Origin of the sequence: Paenibacillus nanchangensis, assembly GCF_046543445.1 — a bacterium.
GTDB lineage: Bacteria > Bacillota > Bacilli > Paenibacillales > Paenibacillaceae > Paenibacillus_AQ > Paenibacillus_AQ nanchangensis.
Genome location: NZ_JBHOFD010000003.1, coordinates 93,419 through 114,042, shown reverse-complemented (window position 1 = coordinate 114,042; position 20,624 = coordinate 93,419). Strand labels below are relative to the sequence as shown.

Annotated in this window: 20 protein-coding genes; 8 read left to right on the top strand and 12 right to left on the bottom strand. The window is 52.7% G+C overall.

What is annotated here, in order from left to right:
- Window positions 1-2: 2 nt before the first annotated feature.
- Entirely contained in the window at window positions 3-1,049 is a 1,047-nt protein-coding gene (locus ACE6ED_RS03100) for a hypothetical protein (RefSeq protein WP_410825496.1), read from the bottom strand.
- A 207-nt stretch (window positions 1,050-1,256) separates the two neighbouring features.
- On the opposite strand from ACE6ED_RS03100, the gene ACE6ED_RS03095 reads away from it, so the two are divergent.
- The 4 genes from ACE6ED_RS03095 to ACE6ED_RS03080 all read left to right on the top strand — a co-directional run bounded on the left by ACE6ED_RS03095 (window position 1,257) and on the right by ACE6ED_RS03080 (window position 4,919).
- Window positions 1,257-1,886, top strand: a complete 630-nt coding sequence (locus ACE6ED_RS03095; RefSeq protein WP_410825495.1) for a TetR/AcrR family transcriptional regulator — start codon at window positions 1,257-1,259, stop codon at window positions 1,884-1,886.
- A complete protein-coding gene (locus ACE6ED_RS03090) occupies window positions 1,883-2,782 on the top strand; it encodes an alpha/beta fold hydrolase (RefSeq protein WP_410825494.1) in 900 nt (299 codons plus the stop codon). Before ACE6ED_RS03095 ends, ACE6ED_RS03090 begins: the two co-directional genes overlap by 4 nt.
- Window positions 2,783-2,956: 174 nt before the next feature.
- The gene (locus ACE6ED_RS03085; RefSeq protein ID WP_410825493.1) at window positions 2,957-3,490 is read left to right on the top strand and encodes a sigma-70 family RNA polymerase sigma factor; all 534 of its coding nucleotides are present in this window, start codon (window positions 2,957-2,959) and stop codon (window positions 3,488-3,490) included.
- Window positions 3,477-4,919 (top strand): DUF4179 domain-containing protein, encoded by a 1,443-nt coding sequence (locus tag ACE6ED_RS03080; protein WP_410825492.1) that lies wholly within the window; start codon window positions 3,477-3,479, stop codon window positions 4,917-4,919. Before ACE6ED_RS03085 ends, ACE6ED_RS03080 begins: the two co-directional genes overlap by 14 nt.
- Window positions 4,920-5,083: 164 nt before the next feature.
- On the opposite strand, the gene ACE6ED_RS03075 is transcribed toward ACE6ED_RS03080, so the two are convergent.
- Window positions 5,084-5,581: an SMI1/KNR4 family protein gene (locus ACE6ED_RS03075; protein WP_410825491.1), complete on the bottom strand. Its 498-nt coding sequence runs from the start codon at window positions 5,579-5,581 to the stop codon at window positions 5,084-5,086.
- Between the two features lie 355 nt (window positions 5,582-5,936).
- Here ACE6ED_RS03075 and ACE6ED_RS03070 point away from each other — a divergent pair, with 355 nt between their 5' ends.
- Complete coding sequence (locus tag ACE6ED_RS03070; RefSeq protein ID WP_410825490.1) at window positions 5,937-7,274, top strand: hypothetical protein; 1,338 nt, start codon at window positions 5,937-5,939, stop codon at window positions 7,272-7,274.
- A 349-nt stretch (window positions 7,275-7,623) separates the two neighbouring features.
- Here the strand turns inward: ACE6ED_RS03070 and phoU are convergent, their stop codons facing one another.
- The 6 genes from phoU to ACE6ED_RS03040 all read right to left on the bottom strand — a co-directional run bounded on the left by phoU (window position 7,624) and on the right by ACE6ED_RS03040 (window position 14,101).
- Window positions 7,624-8,283 (bottom strand): phosphate signaling complex protein PhoU, encoded by a 660-nt coding sequence (phoU, locus tag ACE6ED_RS03065; protein ID WP_410825489.1) that lies wholly within the window; start codon window positions 8,281-8,283, stop codon window positions 7,624-7,626.
- A gap of 75 nt (window positions 8,284-8,358) precedes the next feature.
- Window positions 8,359-9,114, bottom strand: a complete 756-nt coding sequence (pstB, locus tag ACE6ED_RS03060) for a phosphate ABC transporter ATP-binding protein PstB (RefSeq protein WP_410825488.1) — start codon at window positions 9,112-9,114, stop codon at window positions 8,359-8,361.
- Window positions 9,115-9,227: 113 nt separating this feature from the next.
- The gene (locus ACE6ED_RS03055) at window positions 9,228-10,703 is read right to left on the bottom strand and encodes a methyl-accepting chemotaxis protein (protein WP_410825487.1); all 1,476 of its coding nucleotides are present in this window, start codon (window positions 10,701-10,703) and stop codon (window positions 9,228-9,230) included.
- 240 nt (window positions 10,704-10,943) lie between these two features.
- A complete protein-coding gene (locus ACE6ED_RS03050; protein ID WP_410825486.1) occupies window positions 10,944-11,672 on the bottom strand; it encodes a response regulator transcription factor in 729 nt (242 codons plus the stop codon).
- A 149-nt stretch (window positions 11,673-11,821) separates the two neighbouring features.
- Window positions 11,822-13,612: a two-component system histidine kinase PnpS gene (gene pnpS, locus ACE6ED_RS03045; RefSeq protein ID WP_410825485.1), complete on the bottom strand. Its 1,791-nt coding sequence runs from the start codon at window positions 13,610-13,612 to the stop codon at window positions 11,822-11,824.
- A gap of 90 nt (window positions 13,613-13,702) precedes the next feature.
- On the bottom strand, window positions 13,703-14,101 hold the full coding sequence (locus ACE6ED_RS03040; protein ID WP_410825484.1) for a VOC family protein: 399 nt from the start codon (window positions 14,099-14,101) through the stop codon (window positions 13,703-13,705).
- 116 nt (window positions 14,102-14,217) lie between these two features.
- Between ACE6ED_RS03040 and yfbR the strand changes: the two genes are divergently transcribed.
- Window positions 14,218-14,847, top strand: a complete 630-nt coding sequence (gene yfbR / locus ACE6ED_RS03035; protein WP_410825483.1) for a 5'-deoxynucleotidase — start codon at window positions 14,218-14,220, stop codon at window positions 14,845-14,847.
- 196 nt (window positions 14,848-15,043) lie between these two features.
- On the opposite strand, the gene ACE6ED_RS03030 is transcribed toward yfbR, so the two are convergent.
- From ACE6ED_RS03030 to ACE6ED_RS03020, 3 genes are all read right to left on the bottom strand, one after another.
- Window positions 15,044-15,913, bottom strand: coding sequence for an SDR family oxidoreductase (locus ACE6ED_RS03030; RefSeq protein ID WP_410825482.1), 870 nt, complete (start codon window positions 15,911-15,913; stop codon window positions 15,044-15,046).
- A gap of 304 nt (window positions 15,914-16,217) precedes the next feature.
- Window positions 16,218-16,643, bottom strand: coding sequence for a hypothetical protein (locus ACE6ED_RS03025; protein ID WP_410825481.1), 426 nt, complete (start codon window positions 16,641-16,643; stop codon window positions 16,218-16,220).
- A 256-nt stretch (window positions 16,644-16,899) separates the two neighbouring features.
- Entirely contained in the window at window positions 16,900-17,676 is a 777-nt protein-coding gene (locus ACE6ED_RS03020; RefSeq protein WP_410825480.1) for a sporulation protein, read from the bottom strand.
- A 225-nt stretch (window positions 17,677-17,901) separates the two neighbouring features.
- Between ACE6ED_RS03020 and ACE6ED_RS03015 the strand changes: the two genes are divergently transcribed.
- Both ACE6ED_RS03015 and ACE6ED_RS03010 read left to right on the top strand, forming a co-directional pair.
- Complete coding sequence (locus ACE6ED_RS03015; RefSeq protein ID WP_410825479.1) at window positions 17,902-18,903, top strand: hypothetical protein; 1,002 nt, start codon at window positions 17,902-17,904, stop codon at window positions 18,901-18,903.
- A 95-nt stretch (window positions 18,904-18,998) separates the two neighbouring features.
- Window positions 18,999-19,559, top strand: a complete 561-nt coding sequence (locus tag ACE6ED_RS03010; protein ID WP_410825478.1) for a hypothetical protein — start codon at window positions 18,999-19,001, stop codon at window positions 19,557-19,559.
- Window positions 19,560-19,679: 120 nt separating this feature from the next.
- On the opposite strand, the gene mdh is transcribed toward ACE6ED_RS03010, so the two are convergent.
- Entirely contained in the window at window positions 19,680-20,621 is a 942-nt protein-coding gene (mdh, locus tag ACE6ED_RS03005; protein ID WP_410825477.1) for a malate dehydrogenase, read from the bottom strand.
- Between the last annotated feature and the right edge of the window lie 3 nt (window positions 20,622-20,624).

The following is a 20,624-nucleotide window of genomic DNA, read 5'->3' as shown; positions in this document are numbered from 1 at the left end:
TTTCAGCTTGATGTTTGGATCGTTTTAGAGACAGCTATTTGCTGAATGCCTTTTTTTGTAATGATGTAATTTGCGGGCAGGCACGTTGTACCCGGATGATTCCGGCATCTGGCATACAGCTCCGCAATATCCCGCTGTACGTCGGTGCTCAGCCGCTTCGGCTCCTTGACGCCCCAGTTCTCCATACACTCCAGAATCAGACGTTGTGTCTGCGGATAGCGGTTTGACAGCTCCAGGAGACAGCCCGCGGCGCCGAGACGCAGCTCCTCATTTCCTTTCCTGCGCAGCTTGCCGACGCATTTGGTGACCAGACCCCACAGCCACACCTGGTATGTATTCATGCTGCCCTGAGAAGTTTCGCCCTCTTGAGTATTTTTGCTCCCTAGAATCGGCGAGTCAAAAAAACCCCGGCGGACCGCCGCCCACAACGCCAACAGACTGTTGGCCGCAAGCGTGTCGGTGTCCTGGTTGTTTAGATAGGCGTGCAGCGTCCGGATATGGCCCGAGATGTCGATCCCCCGCTCCGCCAGCCGCCACCAGATCTGCGCATTCAGCTCCTCCGCCGGAATACCGCTGACATAATATTCGTACCGGAGCAGCTCTGCCGCTTCTTCGGAAAAGCTCACGTTCAAAGCCAACAGGCTGTCCACCAGCACGGCGGCCCGGTACTGGACATACCGCTCGTCGTCCGTCTTGTCCCGCTCTTTTTTCTCCAGATGGATCAGCCGGGAAGCAGGCAGAACATAACGCTCCAGATCGGCGGCTTCTCCCGAGGCTAAAGTGGCATAGGCAAGCTCCAGCAGATCCGCTGCAAGCACCGCATCGTACAGCGCAGCAGCCCGTCCGTATTCGCCCCAAGGCCCTGAAGGCGCCCCAGCCAAAGCTTCCGCAATCAGCCGGATCACCGGCTGTCCCGGATTCGCATTTTGCAGCTCCGCCGCAAGCCGCTCTTTTTGCTCCTGCCGCTCCGTGGTATCCGCTTCCATGAAACCCAGCAGCCGGGCGGCGAGTGAGCCTTCGCTGTCTTCTCTTAATTCTGATTTGTTCATCGGTTTCTCCACCTTTGTTTTGTCTGCATCCGAGGCAGCACGTTTTTCCTATTATTCAATAGGATCAGTCTCTAAAAATCATGCTAATTCATCTGCAAGCGTTGTTCAACAGGAGAAACTTGAATCCATTGACCACCTAACAAGTGTTAGGTATACTGGAGAAAATATCAGCCTAACAGTTGTTAGGCAAAACGTGGAGGTAAAGAGATGGATTCTCACGGTTTGAGCACACGCGGCAAAATTACCGCTACAGCTCTGGAATTGTTCAGTATAAACGGCTTTAGCACCGTATCCGTTCGAGATATAGGCAAGGCGGTTGGGATCAAAGAAAGCTCTTTGTACTATCATTTCAAGAATAAGGAAGAGATTCTTCGTACGATCTTTCAACAGGCCGAAGAGGAAATGCAAAGACGAAAAAACCGCTTCAACGATGCACTGTCGCTATCCCCAAAGGTGCCCTGCGAAAATTTCGTCCTGGCCGGACAGGCCTATTTGGAGGGCTTTTTGCTCGAACCAAGCATGATGAAGCTGATCCGTGTTCTGACTATTGAAAAGCAGCGCAACAAAGACGCCGCCGCGCTGTATCGGCAGCTGCTGTTCACGGAGCCTGGGGCGCACCAGGCGAAAGTATTTTCGCTGCTGATGGATCGGCAGGAAATTCCAAAGGATAACGCGGAAGCGATGGCTGCAGAATACCAGGCCATCCTTCTTTACGTATTTCAGAAGCACTTCTCGGGTTCCCAGGCTGAGGCGCCGGACCACACGGAGGCTTTGACTGAACTGGCGGCGCTGTTAAGACGTTTTTTTGTTCGCTATTTCGAATGCGGTGAGGGATGAAGGTGAACTTGTACCGGACCAAAAAAGCACAGCAGCTGATTGCTGCCTCCTATGACCGTTTGCTTGACGAATGGGGCGTCGCCACCCAGCTTAAGGATATTGAAACGAGGTACGGCAGCACTCGTGTGATTGTCTGCGGCAATCCCGAAGCCCCCCCTCTCCTGCTCCTGCACGGCGTTGGAGACGACTCCGCTTTGATGTGGATTTACAATGCGGCTGCGCTTGCTCCGCATTTCCGCCTTTATGCTGTCGATACCCTGGGCGGGCCGGGAAAAAGTGTCCCAAACCGGAATTATAACCAAACCTTTGACCATTCGGTCTGGATGGATGAAGTTCTGGACGGCTTGGGGCTCGCGGAAGTTAACCTGGCAGGCGTATCCCATGGAGGTTATCTGGTCCAATACTACACGCTTGTCAGGCCGGAACGGGTTAAAAAAGCAGTCGCTCTGGCAGCCAGCGTTCCTGTCCGCTCAGCAGGCCATACCATGCTGACGATGATGCGGATTTTTTTGCCGCAAGCCCTGCTCCCGACATCCAAAAATGTACATAAACTTCTGACTAAACTTACAGGCGACAACAGCGCCGCTTTTACCGGGAATCCGCTGATTGTGGAGCATTTTCTGCATTTGCTGAAAGGCTACAATAATATGGCCATGAAGTATCACGATATCGCGAGTTTTAGCGAAGCACAAATAAGCAGCATCCGGGACAAGGTGCTGTATCTGGCCGGAAATGCGGACCCCTTCATGATCCGGGGAGGCAAAGCGGCGCTTGAAGCAGCGCGGATGAACGTCCGATTTTTCGACGGGGTGGGTCATGGCATCAATCATGAGATCGCCGCAGCCATCAACGCGATATTCATTGAGCATTTTACGGGCAGTAAAGTCCGGGTGTAACTCAATTAGAAGGTGTGCAAGACTGTGTTGTCCTTCCTCCTTTGTCTCTCTCCTTTGCCGCACTCTCCTTAGCCCCTCTCTCCCCGCCGCAAAAAAATAAAACGTTTCGGAACCTGCGCCGCGTCTATAGGATAGATCGGCAGCTTGCTGAAAGCTCAAAACAAGGAGGATAACATGACAGAATTCGAGCTGGCCAAGGCTGCCTGCGAAGGAGAGGAGGAGGCCTTTTTCACCTTTTTATCCTTGCACAAAAGGCAGCTGTATGGCATCGCATACAGCTACATGCGGAGTGAAGCCGACACGCTGGATATGCTGCAGGAAGCAGCCTACAAAGGCTGGTCCAAATGCCGCACCCTGAAGGATCCGGCCGCTATGCTGCCCTGGCTGATTCGCATTTTGATCCGCTGCTGCATTGAGGAGCTGAGGCGGCAAAAGCGCAGGCCTTCCCTGGGTCTTGATCCGTCAGGCAGCTATAACCCGGAAATGATCAGTGTAGCAAAACTCGACATGGAGCAGGTTCTGAACCGGCTCAAACCCAAATACAGAGAAGTGATCATCCTTAGGTACTATAACGATATGACAGTACCGGACATAGCCCGGGTGCTCGGAAAGTCGGAAGGGACCATTAAGACCTGGCTGCATCAAGGGCTGAAACAGCTTCGCGGCAAATTTCATCACGGAGGTGATCTGCAGCATGATCCATCATGAGGACGGAATGCTGGAACGAGGCAGGCAGCAGGTACGGCAGGCGGCAAAAACAGTGCAGGACGAGGCGATGGACGAAGCCTTCCGGCGCGGAATCCGGCGGGCGGCCGCAGAACGCACACCTCCCGCGCGGCGCCTGGAAAGAAAAAAACGGCTGCGTATGGCCGCCGCTGCGGCTGCCGTTCTTTTGATCGCCGGAGGAGTATTGGCGGGCGGCTACCGCTACCTGCCGGATTTGGCACCAGCAGCGGAGCAGGCGCAGACTTCTGAGCGGATACCGGCTTATGCAGAAACCATGTTCGACAAAACGGATAATTTTCTCGTGATGATCAAACAGGCGGTGGACCATGGATTGTACCATGAAATTAACCGTTCCGCAGCCGCTGGGGGCTATTCGATTCAAATTCACGGGGCCGCAGCCGACAGCCGGAGAATCATTTTGTTCTACACGACGGAGAACCGGAACGAATCACTCCCTTTACGGCTGAGCTATAATCAGCCGCCGCAGCTGCTGGATAATCAGGGACGGGTGCTAAAGGGCACTTTTACCTGGGATACCTACGCGAAGCTGCCCAAGGATGAACCGTACACCAAAGGAATAATGATCTTTGACTTTGAGTCCCCGGGACAGATGCCCGAGAGCTTCCAGGTGAAAACTACCTGGTCGCAGCTAAAACCGGCAGGCAGCACAATGCCTGTACAGACGGAAACCCTGGTTGTTCCGCTCACGGTACCCCAAAGCGCTCATACCGCGGATATCGCGCAAAAGCCGCTTGATATAAACATTGAGCAGAACGGGCACCGGATCACTTTTAACAGCATGGTCCAGAGTCCTTTAAGGACAGACCTGCAGTTCGGATTCCACAGCGATACAGGCAAGGAGCTGGATCAGATCGAGGCGGTGCTGCAGCTTGCATCCCCGGCTGAGATTGATCAGCAGTCTGCAAAATACGATACCACGTTACGATTCGACCGCAGGCTGATGACGCCGGAAGGCGGCACACTTTATCTCACAAGCAGCTTTTATTCGGAGCACCGGGAGCTGTGGCTGAAATTTTATTATGCCAGCCTTCAGCCCGATCACAGTGTTGAAATTGCGGTCGATCCCGCAACAGGCAGGCTGGTGAGCTCTCCCGATGACCAGATCTCCGTAGAGCCCGTGCCGGAGCAGAGCACAGACCGGGACTTGCGGCTGCGGCTGCTATATGGACCGCAGGAGACGGTTCAGGGAGGTTATTTTGAACTGAACAATACCTTTAAGGATGCCGAAGGACAGGATCATCCGTTTGAGCAGACGTACGAGTCGGGGGAAGGAACCTATCTCCGGATTCCGGACTACCGGAAGTTCCCCGCCCCGTTCCGGTTCGAAATCCTGAAATATTGGGGGAATGTCGAGGAGCTGACAGAAGCCGAGGCCCAGCGCGTCCGGTAGCAAAAACGGCGGATTTTACCGGGAATCTCCTCCCCTGCCGCTTAGAAGACACCAGCCTTGATAAAAACCAGCTGCCGGGTATAAACCTGAGCTGGTTTTTTATTTTTCCGGCTCATATTCCTCTGTGCCGCAGTCAGATATCGGCCTGAAACAGCCGCGGTTTTTCAGGTAACATCCACCCCGTCGTAAGCATCGCCAAGCGAAACAAAATCATCCCGCAGCCAATACCACCGCCCTCCCCCGTTGCCGATAAGCCGTGCAAGCAGGTCGGTAAAGCTCCCGGCAATAATCGGGCATTCGCCGGGCTGCCCATGGGTATCCCAAAAGCTGGAATAACAGCGGCCGCTTCGCTCCCTGCTTAAGTCGATCGTCAGATAATCGCCGTTATCCTCCTTTGCCACAATAAACCAGTGTGATGAGATGTCATATTCCGCCCTTTCCCCGACGATGACAGGATTAGCTGGCACAAACTCTTCAGGCGGAACAATATGCACCGTATAATCACTATCCTGAAATAAGGTCAGGCCGCCGCATGTCTCATAAAATTGCTTGAGATCGGCAGGCAATGTATAACCCTCTTCCAATGAAGGCAGCTCCCCTGGCGGCGATACGCGGCTCCCTTGCAGTGTTTTGACCTTGGCAATTAACGAATGAATGTCCATGCGGCACTCCCCTTTATGCTTTGTCCGAAAAAATGATTGTGATGATCCATTAATGAAAATTCGCTCGTTCAGTTCCGTTATTACAGATCCGTTACTATAGATCCGTTACTACAAATCCGTTGGCTGCAGATCCGTAACCACTGGTCCAGTCTAATTTAATTCAGTTCATTTTTCCACTTCTTGCGCAGTGTACAGCTGCATAGCCTTGCAGTATTTTCAGTTTTGCGCATATTTTCGTTTAACAAGAGAGGAAACCACGTGCAGGGCGGCCGCTTTTAGTCACTTAGGGCGATTGTAACAATCCGGTAAAAGGGAGTAATGTAGTTATGGCAAGTATTTGGATTGGAGGCACAACATGAGCAAGCATTGGAAACGGATGGTGGGGATAAGCAGTGCACTACTCCTCATGTTCCCGGTACTAACAGGCTGTAATGGAGACACGAAAAAAACGGAAGCCCGGCCGACGGCTACAGCGGGGGCAACGGCTACGGCGGCGGCTACGGCTACGGCAGAGACTACGGCTACGACGGGGGCTACGGCGGGGGCAACCGCTACGGCGTCAGCAGCGGCCAGCACAGTCCCTTCCGCTCCAGCTCCTTCTGCAGGTCCTAAGGCGGAGGCAAGCCCCAGCCCAACCGCACCCGCGGAGCGGCCGACGCAAGCGCCGAAGGCGGTGACCCGCACCGCACATCCGGAGAATAGAGGACCGATCATAGCGGGAACGTATGTGGGCGCAGGAAGCAACCCTATGTACAGCCGCTGGGCCAAGGTCACCCAGACCGGTCCAAATGCGTACCATCTGGAAGTCAACGCCGTAGCGGGGCTAGGTTATAATAACGGCGGCCTTGATGCGGAATTTGTTTATGATGGGAAAAGGCTGCAGCAGGTTCCATCAGGCGGAGCGGATGCCGAAGACGGAGGTGAGCTTGATCCTGAGATTACTTTATCGTTTGATCAACACCGTTTAGTTGTAGACTATCCGGACGAAGGATATGGAGGGTTCGGAGCCGAGCCGAAAGGCGAATATTATTTGTCGATAGCTGACCAAAGGGATTCGCCGTTCCTGAACCGGGTTTTTACAGCCATTGACCGGGCTGATACCTATTGGAACGAAGAGGACCGGAGCGAAGTGCTGACATTCGAAACTTCCGAGTCATCTCAAATATTGCTTGCCCGCTTCTACGAAACTGCTGAACGGGATTATGTGGTCAGCGAATATGCGCTCTCTTATGATAAGAACACTGACGAGTTGGTGTCACTTGGAGAAATCGATTCGATAAGTCTGACCGAGCTAAAAAATAAGCTGCTGTCACTGGGGCTTGACGAAGATCTGATTTATGAAATTTTACATAAGGACTATTACGACCGCTTTTTGGAGATTCAGCATCTCCGGTTCGATAATGGCGAGCCGACAGCCATGCAGGATGATCAGGAATTCAAACTGACGGAAGAAGAAGCGTTCTACATCGTAATGGGCATTGAAGACGCTACCTCTAATTCGGGTGATTCCTCTTTTCCAGAGTTTCGTTCACGTTTCTATCAGGAAGTGGATCATGCCGACGAGCAGACCGTTACCATTCATTTATACGAAGTGGTCGATGACGGCGACGGAGAATCCCACACCGCTACAAGTGATTGGCTTGACGTGGATCGAAGCACGGGACGGGTGACAAGTATGTTTGAGGATTTGTAGTTAGATAAAAAACACCTGTCCAATGGCGTTAACCCTTCCGATTCGTAAGTTTATTTGAGGATGAAACGACTGATTCGGAAAATTCTATTTATCTCAACCACACTCTCACGGGGTGTGGTTTTGTGTTTGTTTGCACGTATGATAGCTGCTTTCTGATTATCAATATTTTTGGATTTGAACAAATTTGTCAATTGCTCTAAAGCCTTTTTATCTGAACTCCAAGAGAAAAGACGGCGAACAAAGCAAAGCTCCCCAGTGTCCTTATGCGCAAAAACAGCCCCGCTCTAAGCATCAGCTTAAAGCGGGGCTGCACAATCTTTTTTAATTCCGAATCGGTCTCGGTTCCCGATTATTGATTCAGGTCCGGACGTTTGCCTGTCACCAGGTACACAACGCTTTCTCCGATGTTTGTCGCATGGTCAGCAATCCGCTCAATGTAGCGGCCAACCAGCATGAGCAGCATCGCCTGGGAAGCATTATCCGACTTCTCCGTTACAAACGCGTACAGTTCGTTGATCATCGCGCTGTACAAATGGTCGACCTGATCGTCGTCCTGGGCCATTTTGTAAGCAAGATCCGTATTCTCATCGAGATAAGCGGTAATCGCTTCCCGGGTCATGACGTTTACGAGTTCAGCCATCCGCGGAATATCCACCAGCGGCTTGATGAGCTGCTGGCCCTGCAGACGCATGGTCACTTTGGCCACGTCCAGCGCCAGGTCGCCCATCCGTTCCAGGTCGCTTGAGATTTTGAATGCGACGATGATGCGGCGCAGGTCTTTGGCGACTGGCTGCTGCGTGATGATCAGACGGGAACCGATATCCATGATCTGGTCTTCCATGGCATTCAGCTCGGCGTCAGCTTTTACAATCGCCTGGGCGCGTTCAACATCCAGATTTTGAAGGGCCAAAATCGCTCCTTCCAGGGCATCCGTTACATGGTCTCCCATCTGCTGCAGCAGGCTGCGCAGTTCTTCCAAATCCTTGTCAAATTCTTTTCTGCGAATCATTCTCTTTGGCGAACCTCCTCGGGTGGAAATAGCCTTGCTGGCGGGTGATCTCGGAACAAAATAAAAGTCGGACGCTTAACCGAAGCGTCCGGAGATATAATCTTCCGTGCGGGGGTCCTTCGGATTGGAGAACAGCATCTCCGTATCCGCCGCCTCCACGATGACGCCGTTCAGGAAAAACACCGTGCGTCCCGAAACCCGCGCCGCTTGATGCATGTTATGCGTGACCATGACGATCGTATACCTGTTTTTTAATTCCTGAACCAGCTCTTCAATCTTCAGTGTGGATACCGGGTCAAGCGCCGACGTGGCCTCGTCCATCAGCAGAATATCAGGCTGAACCGCAAGCGCACGGGCAATACAAAGCCTCTGCTGTTGGCCGCCGGACAAGCTAAGCGCCGATTTTTTCAGAAAATCTTTCACTTCATCCCATAAAGCAGCTTGACGCAAGCTTTGCTCAACAATCTGGTCAAGCTCGGCTTTGGGCGGTTTGCCGTGCAGTCTTGGACCGTAAGCGACATTGTCGTAAATCGACTTGGGAAAAGGATTCGGCTGCTGAAAGACCATGCCAACCTGTTTGCGCAGACTTTCCACTTCAACCTCGTCTCCGTAAATATCCTTGCCGCCGATTTTGACGCTTCCTTCAATCCGTGTTCCTGCGATCATATCATTCATCCGGTTTAAAGTGCGCAGCAGCGTGGACTTGCCGCAACCGGAAGGTCCGATAAAGGCGGTAACTTCCTTTTCGGGAATTTGTAAATCCATACCCTTTAAGGCATGAAATGACTCATAATAGAGGTCCAGCTTCTCTATGTCAATGATGGATTTCATTTGTTATGGAATTCTCCTTCTCATCATCTTCTTTACGATGATAAGCTTCAAGTGTAAATAGAGTTGTAGGGAATTGTAAACGCATTGTAAAATCCCCCTTTACCCGCAGCAGCTTACCTTTCGTAACTTGTATCGCCGGTCATGACCTGCAGCTTATGTTTTACATCCTCCGCCCGCTCTGCGCTTTCCCGGGCAAGACGTGAAGCGCGGCTTCCGGACTGTTCAACCGTCTGCACCGCAACCTGCAAATCCGCAAAAACCGCTTCGGCCTGCTCGACATCTTTTGCGCTGCCGCCGACCTCGGCGACACCCGCCTCCGTCAGTTCTGACGTCTCCCGCGCCAATTGGACAATGTGCTCCAGGAGCACACTGACGGCCGCAGACAGCTGCCGTGTCTGCTGGGCTAGCATACGCACTTCGCCGGCAACAACCTGGAATCCCCGGCCATGCTCGCCAGCATGCGCCGCTTCAATCGAGGCGTTAATGGCCAGCAGTCCGCTCCGTTCCGCAATCCCGCCGATTTCGCCGGTCATAGAGGAAATTTGCTCCACATCCTCAAGCAGGCGGCTTACCTGCTCCTGCTGGCTGCGCATCCGCTGATCTACCCGTAAGTACGAGGTTTTGACTTCAACCAGCCGCTTGGTACCTGACGAGATCCAGTGTTCCATCCGGCGGCATTCCTCCTGCGTGGTGCCCGCTGCGGAGGCAGTTTCCAGCAGCGCCGCCTCAATGCCGGAAATATGGCTGTAGCTGTCGGCCACCGCTTCGTCGCGCTGACGCTGTGCGATTTCCTGCAGACGCCCCGAAAGCAGCATCATATCTTTTACGGTCATGACACCGGACAGCTTGCCTTGCTCCAAAATCAGAATACAGTCATAAAATTGCGCTTCGGGCCGCTGCAGCGCCTGCTGAATCAGTTCCTCTGGCGACCCGGACCCTTCAAACCTCATGGCTTCCGTATCGGCAAACAGGCTGGCGGCGCGGTCATAAAACAGCTCGGCGGCAAACCGTCCCGCCAAACGCCGGTAAAAGGCGTCCCGCATCAGCAGACCGGCCGGTGCTCCATCTTCGCCGGCTACTACGGCGCATGGCGCCTCCGCATGCTCCCGGAACACGCCCAGCACCTCGCGGCAGGTTGCCGTTAGCGTAACGGCGGGAACCTGGATCGTGTACTGCCGGACATCGGCCTCCGCCGGACGGGCAGAAGCCGGACCGGGCCGCTCCGAAGCGGCCTGTTCGCTGCCGGCGGTCTCTGCCGGGGCGGACATCGCTGATGCGTCCGCCCGGCTGAACGCAGCGGCTGCTTCAAAACCGCCTGGCGTCATGGCCGTTTCCGTTCGGCTGGACGCGGCAGCAGGCGCTTGCGGAACCGCGTCTTTCGCTACAGGCCGCGGAACAGCCGCCTCTGGCCGGACGAGTTCCGGCTGGAACATGGTGTCCGCTCCGCGCGGCATCCCATCGGGCCGGCTTACGGCCGCCATGCGCTGTTCGGAAGCGCCGGAGGTGTCCTTATTCAGCGGCCGGGCCCTTTCCTCTTTTTTATCCGTCGCCAAGTTTTCCAGTCGGTCTAGCTTGTCCAGCAATGTCATCCCGCATTCCCCCAACCTGTTACTGTATGTGAACAGAATAACAAGCAAATGTAAACTCAGCTTAAGGATTGGGTTCACGTTATGTTAATATCTGTCGTTTGAACCAGGACCGGGGAACTATTGGCGGCCTGATCTTGTCCTTGTCCTTGTCCTTGTCCTTTTCTTCTTCCTTTACCTTCTCCGTTCCCTTCTCTCCCAAAAACGCGGACCCCTGTCATGGCGCGACAAGGGTCCTGGCATTTAAATGACCGGAGTTCTTTTTTTATTAACCACCAGCTTATAGCCGACGCCGCGAATGGAATCGATATGCACCGACTCGGGGTCAAGCTCCAGCTTCTTGCGCAGGGAGCTGACGTGAACATCGACCGTACGCTGGCCGCCGATATAATCGAAGCCCCAGACCGCGTTCATCAAATCGTCCCGCGTCAGGACCACACCCGGCTTGCGGGCCAGATACAGCAGCACTTCAAACTCCTTGGGACGCAGGTTAATGCTGTGCCCCCCAAGCGACACTTCATAACGTTCCGGATAAATTTCCAGCTGCCCCAAAATAATCGTCGAAGGCGAAGCGGCCGCATCGGAAACCGGTTCTTCGCTCACCCCGGATACCCGCCGCAGAACCGCACTGACCCGGGCCAGCAGCTCGGATACACCAAACGGCTTGGTGATGTAATCGTCCGCCCCCGACTTCAGTCCGCGAACGACATCTTCTTCAGTGTTTTTTGCAGTCAGCACAATAACAGGCGTACGAATCCCCTGGGACCGAAGCTTGTCCAGGATATCGATCCCGTTCATTCCTGGCAGCATAAGATCAAGCACGATCAGATCAAACGTTTCTTTTGCCGCGCGGTCAAACCCTGCGGTACCATGATCCTCTACCGTAACGTCATACCCCTCCTGCGTTAAATTGTAGGACAGCAGCCGGGACAGCGTCGGTTCGTCTTCAATGACCAGCAATCGTTGTGCCATAGGTTCCCCCGTCTTCTATATAAGATGTAATAATACCCAGTTCCATTCACTTGTAAAAAATAAATTTACGCAAAACAGCGCCAAGCCCATCATATCACCGAAATGTTAACGCGGTGTAAAACCTGCGGCCCTCGCCGTCCAATCTTCTTTTATTTTCCTTCCTGCAGCAAAGGCAGCTCCAAAATAAACGAGCTTCCGATCCCCAGCTCGCTTTCAACCGAAATCGATCCGCGGTGCAGCTCCACCAGATGCTTGACGATCGACAGCCCGAGGCCTGTACCGCCTGAGCTTCTGGACCTTGCTTTATCCACCCGGTAAAACCGTTCAAAAATCCGCGGCAAATCCTTGCGCGGAATGCCCATCCCCGTATCGGTTACCGCAAACACCACGGTTTCCGAGCCGTCTTCCAGTGTTTTGCTGTCCGCTGCAACATTCACGCTTCCCCCGTCCTGCGTGTAATTAATTGCGTTGGAGAGCAGATTGAGGAAAATTTGCCGCAGCTTATCTTCGTCGGCTTCGATAAACAGTTCTTCGGGAACATCGACACTGAGACTGATTTTCTTTTTCTCCGCAACCTTGCTCATCGTGCCGGCCAGCGAATCGAAAAACGGAGCAAGATGCACCGGCGAGCATTCGAGCTGGGCGCGTTTGGATTCAATTTTGGACAACTCCAGAATGTCTCCGATCAGCCGGTTCAGCCTTTCATTTTCATCATAAATAATCTGCAAAAATGACCGCGCCGTCTTCTCGTCCGTCACTCCCCCGCCAAGCAGTGTTTCGGCAAAACCCTTGACCGCCGCAACCGGCGTCTTCAGCTCATGCGACACATTGGCGACAAACTCGCTGCGCATCCGCTCCAGCCTGCGGATTTCGGTAACCTCTGTCAGCAGGAACAACATCCCGTTGTATTCGCCGCCCTGGTTCATCGGCACCCCGTCCAGCCGGATTATCCGTTCGCCAGGGTTATACACTACGCGTTCCTCGTGGATTTGCTCTCTGCGCATCAGCCCTTCTTCCACAACACGGGTCAGTTCGTAATGACGTTTTAGCTCGCGGTAAGACAGACCCGCCATTTCACGGTTGTCCACATCCAGCATCCGTTCGGCCGCCCGGTTCACGAGGGCGATTTCGCCGTCAGCGCCGACCACCAGAATCCCGCCGGTCATGTTATCCAAGACGCTTTGCAGCAGGTCTTCGTTGTCCCGGATCGTTTTCAGCTGGGTCTGCAGGCTGTCCGCCATCGTATTAATTGCCATTCCCAGCTGTCCGATTTCATCTTTGCGGTGAAACGGAACACGGGCGTCGTAATCCATATCGGTAATCCGCCGGGCCACCCGGGTAATCTGCTCCAGTGGAGACGTCATGCTGGAGGCAACTTTGTAGCTGACCAGCGTGGCAGCGATAAAAAGCAACACCAGACCGCCGCCCATAATCATCCAGCCCCGGCGGAGCCCGTCCTCCACTGCATCAAGTCCCATGGAGAGACGGATATATCCGTCAAAAGCCTTCCCCGAAGTGACCGCTCCGGCTACATACAGCATATCCCGGTCCATCGTCTCGCTGAAGCGGATCGATCGTCCAAAGCCGCCTTGTGCCGCAAGCACTTCTTCCTCCCGGCCCGAATGGTTGTCCATGGTCTGCGGGTCCCGTTCGGAATCGCCGATCACCCGGCCGTCGCGGGTAATAAAGGTGACGCGGGATTCCGTCAGCTCTGCGATCCGTTTTGCCTCCTCAGTATAGTAAGCATATGCGTCCGTTCCCTCCGTAGGCTGGAACTTGAACGTCCCCGCCAGGAGTTTTATTTCCCGGGACATGTTTTCTTCTAGGGCAGAGATATGGGATTCGCGAAAAAAATGGGCAAGCGTAAAACCGGCCCCAAGCATCGATATCCCGATCAAAATCATTAAAATCATGGTAAGGCGTATGCGGAACGGTCTCATAAGATAAGGTCTCATCCTTCTAAGATAGAATCACGGCTGCCGCCGGTTGCTTCAGGTGATCTGAAATGTTTTGTTCAAAAAAAAGCCGGTTTAATCCTCCCGGACGTTCACCGTGGCGAGAAACCACTGGTTCCCGTGCGGATCCCGGATTCCCGCTCCGCGCTCTCCGTAAGGCATGTCCCGCGGCTCATTTATACTTTCGGCACCAAGCTGCAGCGCCTTCCGGTAACAGGCATCGGTGTCCGGAACATACAGATGAATCGTCTGCCGGACCGGCGGATAAAATGCACTGGCTTCCGACACCTCGATCACAGAGCTTCCAATGCGCAGCTCGGCATGGCGTACAACACCTTTGTGCTCGTGGCGTTCCAGCACCTGAATTTCGGCACCAAAGCAAGCTGCCACAAAATGAATGAGGTTTTCGGCATTCTCCACGATAAAATACGGCGTAACCTCCTGAAACCCTTCCCGGATATATCCAGGCCGCATGATCTTCTGCCTCCTCTTGCTGCTGCGCAATTTGTTTTCTTTTGGTTCGATATTATAATAGCATAGCAAGCGAATATTAACGAAGCGTTAACGCCCGCCGAAAGGATGATGAGCAGTTGAGCTTTCCGTTTCCCGCTTATTTATACCGGCTTCAGCATATCCGGCGCTGGAGCCTGATGCGCAGCACTGCCCCTGAAAATGTCGCCCAGCACTCGTTCCATGTCGCACTGCTGGCCCATCTGCTCTGCACGATCGCAAATGTGCAGTTCGGGCGGAGTCTGAACGCTGACCGCGCCGCCGCACTGGCCTTATTCCATGATGCGACCGAAGTATTTACCGGCGACATTGCCACGCCCGTTAAGCACGGCAATGCCCGGCTGTTGTCCAGCTTTCGCGAGATGGAGGCGGCCGCCGCGGAACGGCTTGTATCCATGATTCCCGAACCCATGCGGGACGAATACGCTCCGCTGCTGGCCCCGGACGCCGCCGGCTTGAACGAAGAAGAGGCCGAACTCCATGTCTACGTCAAAGCCGCCGACCGCCTGGACGCTTATTTGAAATGCGTGATGGAGGTCGCCTCCGGCAACCGCGAATTTGCCGCCGCCAAAACTCAGACCGAAGCAAAGCTGCGGGAATCCGGGCTGCCGGCTGTCGCTTATTTTCTTGAACATATGGCCCCCAGCTTCGCTCTGTCGCTTGATGAACTTTCCGGCGGACCGGAAACCGGGCACGAACCAAATGAATAGGAGCCTCAGCACGAACAAGCCCCCCGGCGCAAATATGCCGGGGGGCTGCTGTTATATCAGATGAGCTGGATCTCAGATCTCAGAATCTCACACCTCAGGGTTTCAGATCTCAGGATTTCAGATTTCAGGATCTCAGATTTCAGATTTCAGATCTCAAGCCTCGAGTTTCTGGATATCCGGGTCCCACTGTACCTGTTTAGCCGTTGATGACTTCGCCGCCGTTTACGTGAATTACCTGGCCGCTCACATAAGAGGAGTCGTCCGATGCGAGATACACGTAAGCAGGCGCCAGTTCTTCCGGTTGGCCCGGGCGCTTCATCGGCTGGGTGGCGCCAAATTCGCTAACCTTCTTCTCGTCGAAGGTTGACGGAATCAGCGGCGTCCAGATCGGTCCTGGAGCGACGGCATTCACCCGGATTCCTTTTTCCGCCAGATTCATGGACAGGGAACGGGTGAACGCAACGATCGCACCTTTGGTCGACGAGTAATCCAGCAGCTGAGGGCTGCCCCGGTAAGCGGTGATCGATGTGGTGTTGATAATTTTCGATCCGGCTTTCAGGTGCGGCATCGCCGCTTTGGTCAGATAAAACATGGAAAAAATATTCGTCCGGAACGTGCGTTCCAGCTGCTCCGACGAAATATCCTCAATCGACTCCTGCGGATGCTGCTCGGCCGCGTTGTTGATCAGGATGTCCAGTTTTCCAAGTCCTTCGACCGTTTTATTGATCAGGTCCTGACAGAAGGCCTCCACGCCGATGTCGCCGGCCACGAGGATACATTTGCGTCCTTCCTGCTCAACCTGACGTTTGGTCTCCTCCGCATCCTTGTGTTCATTCAAATAAGAAATGACCACGTCGGCGCCTTCTTTCGCGAACATTACCGCGACGGCACGGCCGATTCCGCTGTCTCCTCCTGTAATGAGCGCCGCTTGTCCAAGCAGCTTGCCAGCCGGCTTATAAGCGGCCGGTTCATACTGCGGACGGGGCGTCATCTCCGATTCGAGGCCCGGACGCCGCTCCTGATGCTGCGGCGGCATGGTTTTTTGCGATTGTTGTTGGTCAGACATGATTCCATTCTCCTTTCGCGCAAATAGCAATTGGATTTGGGGCACTGGACGCCATCCCGGTTTAGGATGTCATCCGCCTTGTCATTTCATCCTTTTCCAACACGGCTTACGCTATTTAACTTACCCGCTTGAGCAGCAGTCAAACAAGGATTCGGAGAACACCAGTATTCCTGACCATAGCAAAAAGCCCCTGACAGCACTAGCTGTCAAAGGCTTTCGGCAGACGGGCAGAACCGCAGCGGGCGGACGCCCCATATGTTGGCTATTTCTATGGAAGACGGAATCCTTGAAACCGGCACAATCATCAGATGATATGATTATACACCATGAAAAAGATCATGAGCAGCAGTGCAACACTCAACAGTGCGCTGAGCGTACGGATTTTGCCCGTCTCAGCGGCCACATCGCGGCTTTCCCGCATGCCCGCGGCAGCCAGCCGGAGCGGCTTGCCCATAATACCGCCAAGCGCAAACATGGCCAGCAGCAGCAGCGTAACAATGATCATCCACGGCACGGAATATTCCCCTTGCGACATCATGTACCCGCCGGTCAGCAGCTGAATTACCAGCCCGTATTGCGCAAAACGGTTCAGTCCCGTCACTGCGCTAAGCATGCCCTCTTTTGCCGGGGCAGACAACTTCTCCAGACGCCCAAGAACAAACGGCAGCAGCAGATAAAACCCGACGGCAAGCGTTCCAATCATATGTAGAAAAAACAGCACCTGACCCATAACATACCTCCTCGTCTTTAACTATGATAATAATTACACACTATACGTATTATACCCAGAAAAAGACGAGAAGAAAAGAAACCGCATTCCCCGGCGTAAAATTGTTGCTAATCCGCCGCATAAAATGCGGGCAGCGGGTGTAATGCCGCCGGGTCTGCTCAGCTGGCTGTTCGACGCCTCATCCAAAATCCCGCCTAATCGGCGGGACCTCATTGCCGCTATCTGCTGAAATACCTATTATTCGCGGAAATATCTGTTATCTGCTGAAATAGTCAATGATGCCATGCAGCTGCCCGGCGATGTGCTGCGGGCCCTGCTGCAGGTCATGTATTCCGAAATGCAGCCATCCCTGCCGCTCATCCATATCCATCGAGCGCTCCAGCCATCCGGAAAGCCCACGGCCCCGGCGGTCCACTTCCACCAGTACGGAAATTCCGTCCGACCGGCGGTGGAAGATCAGCTCCAACTCCTGAATTCTGCCCGCATAGCCGCCGCCCGGCCAGAACTCCAGCTCCTGTACAAACGGCACCCCTTGATCAAGCCGCGGATGATATTCACAGGTAGACGCCTTAAAACGGAAACCCAGACCCTCCACCGCCTGCAGCACGACATTCGCCGCTGCGTCAGGCGTGACGTTGATTCTGTCCCGGTCCGTCGGATCTACCGCACTTTCGATATCCAGCCCGGTATGGAACCACACCGGAACGCCGGACAGCGTGAGCGGCGTATTCAACGGCAGGGCGAATTGAAACGGAATTTCGCGTGTCTCGTTCGGCAGCACCGTCATCCGGTCAGACACATGAAACCGGGCGATCTCGCAATTCTCATGATGCTTCCGGTCGTCGTGTTCCCGGATATATTCCGTCATCACCTTGATATAAATCTTGTCCACAGACTGCTGGACGCTGCCTCCCTTAATGTGAACGGCACCGCGGACCCATTCTCCCGGTTCGTAAGAGGATTTTTCCAGCCGGGTATCTACTTGCGCATTGCCAATCCCCACACTGGCCAGCATTTTGTTAAAAAACGACATAAACTCATTCCCTCCTGTGAATTACTGGTTTGAAGGGATATACGGCGCTGTAACGGATCAGGTTTCCAAAATAAAGGTCTAAATTTTAATGAATTAACAGACCAACTCCAATCCACTAAAACAATAGATATATATTCCAAAAATACACAATATCTCAAAACATTTGTAAAACAAATTCATCAAAAATGCGTCAACATATATATCCTGATCCAAAGGAGTTTAATAATGACCTCTAAAAAACTCATATTTGCCGCTTCCGGTCTAATAATCGCCAGTTTGCTTGTACGTACTTTTTATACTAATCCTGCGCACGAAGTGAAAGCTCAGCCCAAAAATATGGAGCACACCAATTTCACGCAAGAAGGTGTTTCTTCAGGTGTTTCTCCGGTACCAGTTGCTGGCACGCCAAAAATTGCTGTAATAGGCGACTCGCCTGAGAAAGACATATCTGCTTTATTGGCAAAAAATGAAGTGCCTGATGAGATTTACACTGTACAGGTGATGAAATTATTAGCGGACACTAAGCTAAATCTTACAGTTAGAAACCCATCCAAGGAACAATCGTTAGAGATGACCCCTGAGCGATTAAGCACATTAAGTGAAGTTATAGAGAAGGCTCAGGACAAAAGTAGTTACAATAACACATCCCTACTTTCCGTAATGCTGGAGAACTGGACGGCAGGGAACTATTCAACCCTCCCTCAGGACCTTGATACGCTGCAAAATATAGAGAGGTTAAATGCAGAAGCATTTAAGGCTATCCAAGCTAAAAAGGCAGCAGAGATCGCTCCAGCTAAAGCTGCTTTTATCCAAGAGATTAAACAGTCTGTAGGCGAACAAAAAGAATTACCGCAAGAGCATTTCGATTCCGCGCTTGAAAACTGGTATGCGGCTCCCCACAGCACTAAAGAACCCTACCAACTTGCTGATTCAGAAATCAAGAAAATCGCTGAAAAGGTCTATCGTGAGGGAACACTTACAAGTGTAGGTGAGGTCTTGGCAGAATACGAAAAGATGTTCACGAATCCGAAACTATTTACTTATGATCGTTATGTAGCTTTAGCTTATTACTTAACATCGAGCCAAAATAAAACAGACAGTTATCATTTTCAAATATTTTATCCCTTGCCCTACTTTCCGACTGAGGCAACGGATAAAGCAACAGCAGCTTTTTTAATTTCTGAGTCTTATGCTAAGCTGCACACTTTTGTAGACCAGTTGAAATAAATCACACATGGAAATACCAAATAGATATTCTTCGATGGTACACTTCCTTGTCTCTGAATGGAACATAGGAGTTTGCCTGTAGCAGGAGGCATTAGATGAGAAGTAACCTTATTTCAAAATATTATATCTGGATCGCCGCTGTTCTGTTATTCGTTTGCGATCTCCTCGTATATTTTGCGTATACCCATAATTATGAAGTGATTTTTTTTAAGGGAACGGGATTTTTTATTCCGCTGCTGATCAATGCGGGTTTCTTATTTTATATTGCCGTTCATTTCGATAGATGGTGGTTATATATTTTACCTTCCCTGCTTGCTTTTATTTTAGGTATCTATTTTGTCTGGATTTTTATCTTGAATTCTATCGTTTCTTGGCAATATGATCGTATTCATTCACCGCTGTGGACGGAAACGCTCACGATTGGGCACCGTTCAGCTACTTTAGGGGAAACCACCTATATTTATGAATTTTACCAAACTGCTTTCATGGGCCTGCTGCTAAAGAAATTGGATGGAATGGACCTGAGCATAATGGTTCGGGATTCGGACCGAAAAGAAGATCTTGAAGTGCTTAATATAAAAAAACCTACTTGGGTTAATGAAACTACAGTGATATTCCATACTTTAGATGGCGATAAAACGGTTATTTTGAAGTAATAAAAATAACCCCCTGAAACCAGGAGGTTATTCCAGCGTTCTGCAGCACGGGATGAAGTGATCCCGCCGTTCTGTGCTGTTAAATCTACCCTTAAAAGCGTTCAGAACAAGCGCTTGCGGTTAAACGGGAACCAATGCCGTTACACTCCGCACGGATTCGGCCGATTGGTCCAGCGCGGCCCGTTCCTCCGGCGCAAGCTCCAGCTCAAACACCTTTTCGATTCCCTTTGCGCCAAGCAGCGCGGGTACGCCCATAAACAGATTATCATACCCGTATTCACCCTCAAGTAAGGCAATGACGGGAAGAATACGTTTCTTGTCTTTCAGGATCGCTTCTGTCATTTGGACAAGTGAAGCAGCCGGCGCATAATAGGCGCTGCCGTTCCCGAGCAAATTGACAATTTCCCCGCCGCCGACCCGGGTACGCTGAACGATGGACTCGATTTGTTCCGGAGAAAGAAGCTTGTCAACCGGAATCCCGCCTACACTGGAGTAGCGGACGAGCGGCACCATATCGTCACCGTGGCCGCCAAGCACAAACCCGCGGACATCCTCGACCGATACGTTCAGCTCTTGGGCAATAAACGTACAGTAACGGGCGGTGTCCAGCACGCCGGATTGTCCGATGACACGGTGCTTCGGAAATCCAAGGGCGTGGTAGGCTGCGTAGGTCATGGCGTCGACAGGATTGCTCAAAATGATGACGGTGGACTCAGGCGCCACCCGTTTCACATTTTCACAAACCGACTTCACAATGTTGGCGTTGGTGCTTACGAGGTCATCCCGGCTCATTCCCGGTTTGCGGGCTACGCCCGCGGTAATAATGACGATGTCGGAGTTCGCGGCATCCTCATAACTGGAGGTTCCGGTAATCTGGCTGTCGAATTTCTGGACCGGTCCCGCTTCCAGCATATCCAGCGCCTTACCCTTGGTTGGATTCTCCAGTGCGGGAATATCGAGCAGCACCACATCGCCCAGCTCCTTCTGCGCGAGCATCAGCGCGGTGGTAGCGCCGGTAAAACCGGCGCCGACTACCGTAATCTTGTAACGTTGGATTGCCATGAA